This is a genomic window from Sulfolobus acidocaldarius DSM 639 (genome assembly GCF_000012285.1).
Classification (GTDB): Archaea; Thermoproteota; Thermoprotei_A; order Sulfolobales; family Sulfolobaceae; genus Sulfolobus; species Sulfolobus acidocaldarius.
Map to the genome: position 1 here is coordinate 2,003,572 of NC_007181.1, position 11,982 is coordinate 2,015,553.

The window sequence follows — 11,982 nt, forward strand, 5'->3', positions numbered from 1 at the left end:
CCTATAATAGTACACCTTTTAATTAGATGGTTTTCTGATTACCAAATATATTGTTAGGAGGGTTATAATCCCTATAGACACAATTAATATATTTACGTAGTTGAGGCGAATAATCAACCTTTCGCTTATGGGTTGGGTTACTGTGATCGTATCGCCAGGTAGTAGGTTATATGTCCCTTCATATACCATGGTGTATAGTAGTGGTTTGTAATTAGGTATAGTTATTTCTGATCCATTGTTCTCCCACGTCAATATTCCACTAATATTGACTAAATACTGCAGTTGAGCCTTCACAGTTAAGTTCAAAGGTCTATTAACAACAATACTAGTTGAGGGTTCTACCCTAGTAATCACATACCTAGTGTTATTTGATAAGTAGTAATTTGTGGTTAGCACTATGATCCTGGTATTACCCGCATACCAGCCGGATTTAAGGGTTGTATTAACTCCGTTAATGAGTGCCCTGGCTGGGATTGAAGAAATTACGTTCAATCTATAGTAAAATGTATAGTTAGGAGTGAATTGTAAGGAATCAAACCATGTTGATGAATTTATTACCAATCTTACAGTTTTCTGATTTGAACTGTAATTAAGTAATGCAAAAGAATTATTACTTAAGGAGTAATTTGAGTAAAAGTAAACCGATATGGGAGAGTTTATATATCCTGTGAAATTATATAACTGATTTCCATTAATAATAAATGGTACTTTACTAGAGATGTTAATGAATGTAAAATAGGGTTTTGGCGGGTTAAAGTCACTCGTTAATTCTCCCTTGTATAGATTACCTGTTATAACATGAGCAAAACCCTGTTTATCCACATATACAGTTAGGTTATTTGCAGACTCAGCAGTATCAAAACCATAGTTATAGATCTCGTTAAATGATAACCATTGCCCATTTCGTAAATAGTATATAGCTAGAAGGCTCGACATCTCTTTAAATGTAGTATGTTCTCCATTACTAAGTCCTCCCCAAACCAATTCTACGTCCTTCTTTAGACCATAATATGAATACAAACCCTGGTTGTATACGTACGTGTAGGAATTTTGCACTACAATTTGAGCAGAGATGGCTCCCTGAACTGGAATTATTGCATTATCATAAACCTGGACCTTAGGCGATGTTATTTTTCCGTTCTGGAGTATAACATATCCAAATGTAACTAGGGGTCCTCTTACAGTGGGGGTTACGTTTATGAACATATAAAAAGACAGCGGAAAGTGATAGTATATAGTCTGCTGGGAGGAGGCACCGTAAAACGTCTGAGGAGCCTGGCATGAGTCGCACGTTGAAATATTTCCATCGCCTATGACCTCTGTTATGTTTGAGTCCATTCCAGTTGCGTTCCATATGTTGTCATTGAAGAATAGTGTATTATTACTTGTTATAAACCCTGCCACGTTTTGAACCCAGAAGTAATATGTATTACTGGGAGTGTCGACCTCAAGTATTGCATTTAGTTGAAGAGATGCACCATATGGCTGAAAGAAAGTTGAATTATAGGCTAATAATGATGAGATGTTAGCATATCCTAATATCGATGTAGTCGTGACAGTAGGACTATAACTTGATATACCCACAGGAGCTGTTACCGCAAAACCTATCACTGGTAATAATGTTAACAGAAGGAATGATAGGACTGCAATTCTAACTTTTAGCATCAACTGTATGCATACATATACTACATTTTAAAGGATTCTCCGTAGAAGTTTTGACATAATTATTATAGTGAAATCAAAACTAACTAATTAAATCTGACATCCTCCCGGCCATAAATGGCGAGGCTTTCCTCGTATCATAAATTTACGTATGATTAACGTTATTTGGGAGAAGTTTAAGTTAATTTTTCACTTATTCTTCTACATAAATTATTCAGATAAGACTCTCCTGATTATTTGACGAATATTTAGATATAAAATACTTGATGATAAACTTGAAATCAATTTATTTTATGTATCAGTAAAACTAAATTTTATTCAACATAAGCTATAACTCGCTATTTCAATAATAAACTTTTTATTAGTTTTTGGTGTTAAGAAGAATTATGGCATCAGAGTCAATTACTATTGCAGTTAAGAACAATTATGCCGTGATACAATGGGTTAAAAATTTGGATAATGTCCTTCCCCTTATACCTAATATCGTTGAGTCAAATGGTACTACAGTGAAAATGAAATTCTCACGGCTTATGCTTAACTTTGAGTCTGAATTTCTCATCGAACCATCTTTGATCTCAGATGATGTTGTAGAGTATAATTTCAGAGATAATAAAGGAAATAACTTTAGAGTTACTTTTGTAGCTGAGGGGAAGAGCACAATAAGAGTAGTTATAACCTACTTTGGGGAAAGAGAATGGGTAGTGGAAGGAGAATTTGACAGTATTTTAGAGGAAATAAGAGCAGGGATATTGAGAGATGTACCAGATATACCTGAAATACGTCCCCAATTAGGAAATAATAATGAAACTTCTACTATTCCAAATGACTATTCTAAAAACCTTTCAAGACTGTCGTATCTTTCAAAGCTCACAGTGAAGAGTAAGTTCACTAAGACTCAGACTGTTGCAATCAATGTAGGAGGATTGGTAGACTATTTACAAGACATAGTAAAACAATACTCAGAGTACCCTGTTATATATATATCTGGAAGCGGGGGAGCCGCGTTCAGGATTTTATTTATAGATAATGAGGTTAAGGGTATTTATGTCCTAAAGGAAGGAAAAGAGTACTTTGGTAATGAAGATATTTTAAACACCTTATCTGGAGCTTTTAAGGTTCAGATTTACGCTATACCCTCGCCAAAAATATTAGAGGAAATTAAAGAATAAGTAGTTGCCTTGAAGAAGAATGAACTTCCTTCGAGAGAGAATGATCTCTGGGTATTGAGGATAAACTTTATCCATATATAACCCAAGAGCAGGAAAGATCACACAGTAATGAATACCCAATTTAGCCTGTTGAGCTCAATATACCAAAAATTTTCAGGTATAAAATAACGGATATCTTGCTCTTTCTCTCTACCGCTTATTTCAATAAAAGTAAATTACGTTTATGGAAAAATCTCTTTCGACGTCCTCCGTAACGAGTCGTGTCCTTATCTCTATAACCTGTTACTTCTTCCATTCCAAGTCTCGATAAAATGTATCCTATAAAAGGAATAAAGTGCGTAACAGGCATAGCTATAAGGGCTCCCCCTACCTTTAATAAACCGCTTCTGTAGAGTCTCCCTAGTCTATAGATGCCTATGCCAAGAAGCAATTGACCTATCGTGTAAAGTAAGGTAATTAATAAAAATGAGTATGCAAAGAGGGAAAAGTCGACTGGGGGAACAATGTAATTCAGGGAGAGTACTAGATATCCAAAGGATATCATATAGAGGAGAATACAAACCAATATTAAGCTTGCACCGAGTCTCCCAATTCTGACTTCTTTAGGATAGTTACTGAATCCTCTCCTAATTTTAACAATTCCGGGTACTACGTAAAACGCTAACACTAGATAGGTTATAAGAACTATGCTACTAAAGTAGAGCCCATATGGGTTTCCGTTTTTATCTGGTATGGTTGCAACAAAGAGCAATGATGTTTCCATACCTATTATTCCACCTGTCTCAAAGCATACCAGAATCGTGACTGATAGGGGGTTTGACAGGGAACTTAATAATATGTACTGATATCCGCCCTGAACTATTAAATAAGTATAATAAATCGAAAATATTATGAAGAAAACATAAAAGAGTCCTACTCTAAATAACCCTGTTTGTATTTCCTTAGGTCCATAAAATCTTCCTCTAGGCATTATTTAAAATAATTAGTACCCAGAATAAAAGAATTTTGATCCATACTCCTAAACATATGGAATAAACATAATTGATTTATAAATTGAAAGAACATTTCTTGATCATAATAAGTAAAAACTTTTATGTACTCCATAAGAAGTGTATAGAGGACTCACCATAATGTATAGGTCCTCGATCATTAATCCCTTAGCAAGGTATTCACATTATTACATAAGCTAATACTTCACTTCGGATAGAATAAAATACGTAGAACTTTAAGTCTATCTCTTAGATGTAGCTATATCTACGACTACATCCTCCTTGATTCTATGTTTTGTAAAATCTTAGTATCCTTCGAGTTTTTATTATATACTTAAAGAATTCACTTATGGACGAGTATGAATATCTAGAGGACTTGAGTGATGAACGGAGTAAAAAGTTCATCGACGAGATGAACTCATTAACAAGGGAGAAACTGGAAAGGAAAGCTAAAGAATTATATCCAATTATTTTACAAAAACTAAAAGAACCTCAGATTGTAGGTCTTGTTGCATATGATACAACAAATCCTACTATTCTAACCTTAGATGGACAGAGCAAGGTAAGGATAGGTGATAAGACTGTTTTTGTCGCACCCCAAGGGTATGTAATATACCAGATGTGGAAAATTTACAATTCAGAGGAACAAATTGGAATTAGTATGGGAAGGAAGGGAAGCGATAAGACCACGACCTTGATTATTTCACAAGGGGAAGCTAAGAAAATTGGAGAGAACATTCAAAACCCATTCTATTACTTAGGTCAACTATGTTACGTTAAGGTCTATAGGGATTCTGCTCCTCCTGATGGTGGTGATTACCCAACTCAAAGAGTTATCTGCAACGACACTATGGTTTGGGGGAAAGACCTTAAACCAGGTGAATTCATTCAGGTCAATGTGTTTGAAGACCTGTTAGCAATTGTTAAACACAGAGGCTGGAGTTATGGAGAACTGTTTATAGGGGAGTCCTTTGAAGGCTTAAGAAAAATAGATGAAGGTGAGGTTATTGATGTCTTGGGAGTAGTTAAAGGTGAGTTGGTATACCAAAAAAAAATGAAACTATAATATTACCAGATAGTATGATAAGGTCGGACTTACCTATAATTAAAGCTAGTCTGGGTATTGACTTTTTGAGTGTGGAAGTAATAAGAGATTATAGAACACCAGTAATCTTTTATGATCTAAAGGGAAGAAAAATACATGAAAAAACTCTGGAGAACGTCATTTTAATGGACTCTAAAGACAATGTATTATATATAGCTGAGACGTCATTTAACACAAGGTATAAGATCATAAGAGAAGTTTATGATCCATCAATCGGTTTTAGCACAAATATCATAGAGGAGATAAAAGAAGACAAGGAGGATCAAGTTAAAGTAAAAGATGTTTATATCAAAGGCGAAGACAACGTAACTTTACATGCTTTCCTCCTGACAAAGAGTGACAGACCTAAGGCTGTAGTCGTTTACGGTTATGGTGGATTCAGAATTCCCATACTTCCAGGACACAATATAATTCATAGACTTCCTCTTTCACGATTAGGATTCTCGATACTTGTAACAAATTTAAGAGGAGGTAATGAGAACGGTGAGGAATGGCATAGACAGGGAATGTTGCTCAATAAGAAAAATGTATTTAAGGACTTTGAGGAGTTTGTAAGGTTTGTTAAGGGATTTGGAGGTAAAGTTATAACAATGGGTTCAAGCAACGGTGGGCTATTGGTGGGTGCCACAATAAACGATATCCCTAACCTAGTAGACTGTGCAGTGATTGGACATCCCGTGTTAGATATGTTAAGATATCATAAGCTATATGTAGGTAAATATTGGATTTCGGAGTATGGAGATCCTGATAAACCCGAATTTAGAGATTACTTGGCATCTTATAGTCCTTATCACAACATAAAACCCGGCTTGCCCAATACATTCGTTTACACTGGAATTAGTGATGATAGGGTACATCCTGGTCACGCATTAAAGTATGTCGCTAAATCCAGGAGTATGGGAAACAATGTTCTGTTATTTGTAAATGATACTGGTCATGCTGTTGCTGACCCTGAATCCTTGGCATTGGAATACAGTTACCTTTTAGCCTTCATGGAAGAATGTGTAAAGGAGAGATGAAAAATGAAGACGAGCCTAGCCTCTCAAGGCGGGAGTATATCAGGTTCTATTCTATGCAAGGAAAATATCAAACACATTCATTTTCAAGTTTTCTTAGTTAGTGTTGAAAGGATAAAACTTCTCGAGCTTACAAAAGCATCTTATTCTCTGTTCCTCCCCTTTAAAAATGATAGTTTTAGTTGTGGACTCCTATAGATCAGAGTTTTCAGTGCCGCTTTCATATGAGTAGCCTTTATATTACTTAAATATATTGAAAAAAATTTATATAAAACACTTGGAAATCTGAAAATATTTTAGCCGTTCACGTATATATACAAAATTTTATCTTTCAAACTTTGGGAGAAAACATTAAAATTTTTCATTTTTAACATATAGCACAAAATTAAATAGAAATTTTCTATCTATCCTTTTCAAATTACCTAAATTTGCTTTTCAAGTATTTAATATTATACCCTAATATTTTAGGTGCAGATTTTAAATATCCATCTGTTGTATACTCAAAGGAATTTAATGAATGGTCAGCTTTCATATATAGAAACCTACAACATATACGCCTATAATAGTGACGAAATAATAATTATCAATTATCCATTCAATTCTTTCCTTTACGTAATCAGGGAATTCCCATATGAGTTCTTAGTCTTCTCGTTTTCCCTAATATTTACTGGTCTAGTATTATATTTTGACAGTGGAGTTAGGAGAGGTATATCAGAAGTTTTCAAAGGAAAGTTCACGTTCAGTAGAATCTTATGGCTGATTATTATAGGTGGTAACTTAATAGATGCTGTAGTCTCAAGTATCGCATGGATTAATTTCGATGCGTCTGAGTATAATGTGTTCCTTCAACCATATGATAACATTAATGGATATTCTGTTGGTATAATGATGTTATTTACAATAAAGATACTTAGTATATTGGTTATTTACGTCATAACTACACTTGCAGGAAGGATATGCGTTAAATGTAAAAATGCTATCTTGGCTTGGACAAGCGGAGTGGTGATATTCTTAGCCTCATACATATTATATTCCTTAACGACATACTTAATATATTTCAGAATTCTATAAAAGTGCACCAACTTAATAGAGGTTTTGTGAGCTTTAATAATCTATTTAAGGTCTTTAAAGGAAAGAGAATGAGGAAAAATTGGCATACATGGGAAACTGAATATCAGACGTTAATGAAAATTAAGAGTAGTTACAGTACTTCATGCCATTTATGCAGTTAACATATAATATGTTAGTTTGTGAAGAATGATAGTTAATATGAGTACATCTTTACTTTATTATTCTTCTCTGATTTAAGACAAGACGTGTCAAATGGTTATCAAAAATTTGACCCAGTTGAGTATTACCTTCCTACCACAGTAATACTATTACAATTTTAATTATATTACATTCTCAACATATTTAGAAAATTACTCATGTTCAATTATATATGTTATGAAGTATTTGTAATGTCCGGTGAATATTTACTGCTATAATCAATATAAAAATGTGTTCGAAAAAATCAAACTATTTCTCGATATCTACCTTCTCCTTAAACAGCCATGTATATTTAAAGCAGTTCGGGACATTATTTTAACACATAAAGGTTTATCTTTGCTATATGAATCCATTACTTTTATTTTAAATTTACGTAAGTAATTCAAAAACTTACTGTCCGACTTTAAGTGATAAACTATGATTTAGATAATTCATATTAATCTTTCAGACTTCTGGAAAACAATTAGGATTTTATTCCAAGAACGAAAGTATTGTATATTTTCGACCTAGGATTTCTCTATTCTCATAGGTAGAGAAAAGGACATTATGTTTCTTTTTCAAGAAATTAATTAAATTTTACCTAACGCGATTCTTTTATCCTTCTTAATTCTTATCAAGATATATCTAAAACTTTTCATAACATGAGTATAAATATCCTTATATACCATCAAATATAGTTTTCTCTACATGAGGTCAGAGTCAGTAGTAATTGGCGTGAATAATATAAATTACGCTTTGGATTGGGCAAAAAATCCTGATAACGTTCTAGGTGTCATTCCTAGTGTTGTTGGTGTTGAGGATGGATACATGGTATTGAGGTTTAGAATACTGTGGTTCTTCAGATTAACCTCTAGATTTAAGATTCAAAGTCCGAAGATCTCATCAGACTCAGTGGAATGGTCTGCAGTAGATGACAAGGGAAACACTTTTGGGATAGGATTTTATCATGAGACAGAGGACATGTTAAGAGTTACATTAACTTATAAAGGGGAAAAGGAATGGATTGTAGGAAGGAACCTGAATAAGGTATTAGAAGAGATAAGAAAGGGTATGCTGAATGACTTAGATAAGACTGAGATATATGAGGTAGATGAAAATGGTGAAAATGCAGCTGATTACTCACAAAACCTCTCAAAGCTATCTTATCTATCTAAACTAGTAATGAAATCTAAGATGGTGAGAACTCAGAACGTGGCTCTAAATGTAGGTGGTGTTGTAGACTACTTGCAAGAGGTGGTATCACAGTTATCAGAATATCCTGTAGTATATATCTCAGGAAGTGGACCGTCAGCCTTTAGGGTATTATACATAAACGGAGAGGTTAAAGGAGTGTATGTAATGAAAGACGGAAAGGAGTACTTTGGAAAGGAAGACGTTTTAAACACTCTCTCGGGTAATTATAAGACCCAGGTGTACGTAATGGTTTCACCGAAACTTCTGGAGGGAATAAGAGAATGAAGATCCACAAGCCATATGTCATTCATGAGGATAGAGACCATAAATTTGTTTGGTTGGGACTTGACGAGTCTGACTATGAAAGGGGTGTTCTGACAAACCAGTATTTGATAGTCGATGGAGATAAAGGTATTCTATTGGATCCAGGTGGGTATTTTGTATTTGAAAGAGTGTTCAAAAACTTGAAGGATTTTGTGAAGCCTGAAAACATTGTGGGGTTATTTTACTCTCACCAAGATCCGGATGTGATAGGCGCAATGAACCTCTGGCTAGATACCTGCCCTAACGCTAAGGTGTACATATCAGAGATATGGGAAAGATTTATACCTCATCTAGGTATGTCAGATCCTAGTAGTTCAGAAAGAATAGTTAAAATACCTGATAGAGGAATGGAGTTTAAAATAGAGAAAAACCAAGTGAGAGCTGTCCCTGCACACTTCCTCCATTCTGAAGGAAACTTCCATCTTTACGACGTTAAATCTAAGGTTTATTTCTCAGGAGATATAGGAGCAGCGATATTCCCTAAAGGGAAATGGAGTCTATATGTCCAGAACTTCGATGAACATGTAAAATACATGGAGTGGTTCCATAGGAGATACTTACCTACAAGAAAGGCTTTAGATGTTTGGCTCAAAAGGGTGAAAGAGTTGGACATAAAGATTATTGCACCGCAACACGGTTCCATATTTGAAGGAGATAATGTAAAGAAGTTCATTAACTGGCTAGATAAGCTAGATAAGGTAGGAATAGATCTCATGGAATGAAACACAAGGAGAGGAGAAAATTACAATATTTTTTAATCTTTCCGCAAGTATTGGTTTCTCTCCCAGTCTAAATTCAACTTTACATTAACATAAACTCTTTATCATTCCTTTAGGCAATGAGTTTTAACTCATATTCAACCTTCGAGAATAAACAATATCCTCAACCGCGTAGAATAGACATCATGGTCTCTGTTTTTTCTCTAAATTACAGGAAGCAACGAAATCTAACTGAACGGATGATGATTCTAAATATTTAAGTGATAATGGCAGGAAACCTTAAAATATATAGTACTCTAGTTTCTAATTAGAAAAAGCCTATATAAGAATTTTACATTATTAATTATATGGACAAGACTTATATTCAAAAATCTACACCTAAAAGATCTACATATACTGTCCTATCTGCTATGGGTTATTTCTTAGACGGATATGACCTCAGTGTAATATCGGTGTTCACATTCATCTTACAGACCTACAAGATATTTCCTTATGACTCATTTACCCTAGGTTGGGTCAGCGGATCGGCGCTTTTAGGTGCTATGGTAGGAGCAATTTTATTTGGGCATTACTCTGACAGAATTGGCAGAAGGTATCTCTACGTTTTCGATCTGATATTTTTTGTAGTCTTTGCTGTGTTATCTGCCCTCTCTACTAACCTTATCCAAATGATAATTTTCAGGTTCTTCATAGGATGGGGCGTTGGTGCTGATTATGCACTAAGTCCAGTATACGCTTCGGAAATGTACCCAAATATGGAGAGAGGCAAGGGATATGGATGGGTATGGTCGTTCTGGAGTATTGGAGCAGCAGTTGCGTTTTCAGTTGGATACCTGTTTTACTTAATCGACCCCATAACCGCCTGGAGGTGGGCACTAGGTCTAGGTGCTATTCCTGCAATAATAACTATACTTCTGAGGACTAATCTCCCTGAGTCTACAAGGTGGAATATTGCTCAAAAAGGAGAGAAAGCTATCGAAGAAGCTAGGTTATTAAGGAGAGAGACTGGTATGACTGATGAGGATATCAATAATCTTATTAAGGAGAAGCAAAAGTACGAGAAAATAAGTGCGGGCTCAATAACAGCCCTATTTAAAGGTGAGTGGGCTAAGAGGACCGCAGTTGTATGGACCCAATGGATTCTCTATGATATCGGTGCCTATGGATTTGGTCTCTATTCACCTAGTATTTTGAGTTTATTAGGTATTAAGGGTGCTTTAGCCATATTGTTCTCCGCATTATTGTATGTACCAGGGTTTTTAGGTGCACTGGGTGCAGCATATCTTAATGATACTGTGGGAAGGCGAATTCTACAGTTATTAGGCTTTGGTTTTGCAACACTTGGTATGATCTTTGTAGCATTAGGAGCCACAATAGGTGGACTATTTGCTATCGCCTTGGGTATAATAGGGTTAATATTTTAGTATGGAATGGGAAACCTTGGACCTGGAAACACTATGGGTCTTTATGCTATAGAATTATTCCCTACTAAGTTAAGGTCTGTGTCTATGGGTTCAGCCACTGCTATTACTAGGTTTGTGTCATTTTTAAGTGCCTTCGAGTTTCCCTTCATCGTGTCTTCCTTCGGAAAATTACCATTCTTTGAACTTCTGGTAATAGTTAGTGCTGCAGCATTTGTGTTTACCCTGATATTCACCCCTGAAACAAAAGGACTCTCGTTAGAGCAAATATCCACATATAAATATAGAAGAGGAAAGCTTATCCCTGATGATAGAAAAGAGTAAAGATAAGGAATAAATTAAAACTATTTTTATTGTAATTTATTTTATACAAGGATAAACTATATATTTAAACAATATCTATATCATGTACTGCTAAAATTGGACCTTATCTAGTAAATAATCTTAATTTTATGAATTCAATTTTAATATCTTTTGTATTCTTATCTTAAAGGATAAATAGAAGCCAAAACAATTATTCTGTTATGGAAAAACGAAAGGACTATGAGAGCAGCGACCTGAGTGTAGTTAAGACCATTAGGATACCTAAGAAGATGGAGGAATTTTTAGATAAAGTTTCACTAGAGGAAGATACAAAATTTAACAGTATTATAACGAGGGAACTAGAAAAATACATGTTATTTACATACAAAATCCGCAAATTCGATAAAGAGAAAGAAATTACAATATCTAGTAGATTTTTTGAGCTCGTACTAAATTGTATGACCGATGATTTACACTTGATAGAGGAGAATGCCTATCAGGCAGGGAAAAAATGGGGTAAAGAGTACCTGTTCATTTGGAGTAAAGAATTACACAGTAAAAAATATGCGAAATATGGAAAGTTGATGACTTTCATTGGATTCTTAGATATTATTTCGAAGTATTCCAACTTGTTTAAATATGATATCGTAGAGGATAAAGAGAGTATTACAATTATATTATCTCACAATTATAACTACAAATATTCTGTATTAATAGCGAATTATTATAAAGGGTTGATGGAAAATATCCACGAGTTAGCTGATAAAAAATGTAAGATAGAACCGATGGAAAAAAGTATAGTCTTTACCTTTAATAGAGATTAGCTAAAAGA

The 11,982-nt window shown here is 34.5% G+C and carries 9 protein-coding genes and 1 pseudogene; 8 read left to right on the forward strand and 2 right to left on the reverse strand.

Annotated elements, in window-relative coordinates; all coding sequences use genetic code 11:
• Positions 1-18 precede the first annotated feature (18 nt).
• Positions 19-1,665, reverse strand: a complete 1,647-nt coding sequence (locus SACI_RS10495) for a thermopsin family protease (protein ID WP_011278962.1) — start codon at positions 1,663-1,665, stop codon at positions 19-21.
• Positions 1,666-2,048: 383 nt separating this feature from the next.
• Between SACI_RS10495 and SACI_RS10500 the strand changes: the two genes are divergently transcribed.
• Positions 2,049-2,831 (forward strand): hypothetical protein, encoded by a 783-nt coding sequence (locus tag SACI_RS10500; protein ID WP_011278963.1) that lies wholly within the window; start codon positions 2,049-2,051, stop codon positions 2,829-2,831.
• Between the two features lie 196 nt (positions 2,832-3,027).
• On the opposite strand, the gene SACI_RS10505 is transcribed toward SACI_RS10500, so the two are convergent.
• Positions 3,028-3,801: a DUF973 family protein gene (locus tag SACI_RS10505; RefSeq protein ID WP_011278964.1), complete on the reverse strand. Its 774-nt coding sequence runs from the start codon at positions 3,799-3,801 to the stop codon at positions 3,028-3,030.
• A 368-nt stretch (positions 3,802-4,169) separates the two neighbouring features.
• Here SACI_RS10505 and SACI_RS12300 point away from each other — a divergent pair, with 368 nt between their 5' ends.
• The 7 genes and pseudogenes from SACI_RS12300 (at position 4,170) to SACI_RS10535 (ending at position 11,974) form a co-directional block, all read left to right on the forward strand.
• On the forward strand, positions 4,170-4,886 hold the full coding sequence (locus tag SACI_RS12300; protein ID WP_230937909.1) for a hypothetical protein: 717 nt from the start codon (positions 4,170-4,172) through the stop codon (positions 4,884-4,886).
• A 71-nt stretch (positions 4,887-4,957) separates the two neighbouring features.
• Positions 4,958-5,944, forward strand: a complete 987-nt coding sequence (locus SACI_RS12305) for a prolyl oligopeptidase family serine peptidase (RefSeq protein ID WP_230949790.1) — start codon at positions 4,958-4,960, stop codon at positions 5,942-5,944.
• Between the two features lie 510 nt (positions 5,945-6,454).
• Complete coding sequence (locus SACI_RS10515) at positions 6,455-7,012, forward strand: hypothetical protein (protein ID WP_011278965.1); 558 nt, start codon at positions 6,455-6,457, stop codon at positions 7,010-7,012.
• A gap of 885 nt (positions 7,013-7,897) precedes the next feature.
• Positions 7,898-8,668, forward strand: a complete 771-nt coding sequence (locus SACI_RS10520) for a hypothetical protein (RefSeq protein WP_015385786.1) — start codon at positions 7,898-7,900, stop codon at positions 8,666-8,668.
• Entirely contained in the window at positions 8,665-9,429 is a 765-nt protein-coding gene (locus SACI_RS10525; RefSeq protein ID WP_011278967.1) for an MBL fold metallo-hydrolase, read from the forward strand. The genes SACI_RS10520 and SACI_RS10525 overlap by 4 nt, the downstream gene beginning before the upstream one ends.
• Before the next feature lie 407 nt (positions 9,430-9,836).
• Positions 9,837-11,171 (forward strand): annotated as a pseudogene (locus SACI_RS10530) (MFS transporter).
• Between the two features lie 200 nt (positions 11,172-11,371).
• On the forward strand, positions 11,372-11,974 hold the full coding sequence (locus SACI_RS10535; RefSeq protein ID WP_011278968.1) for a hypothetical protein: 603 nt from the start codon (positions 11,372-11,374) through the stop codon (positions 11,972-11,974).
• Positions 11,975-11,982 lie beyond the last annotated feature (8 nt).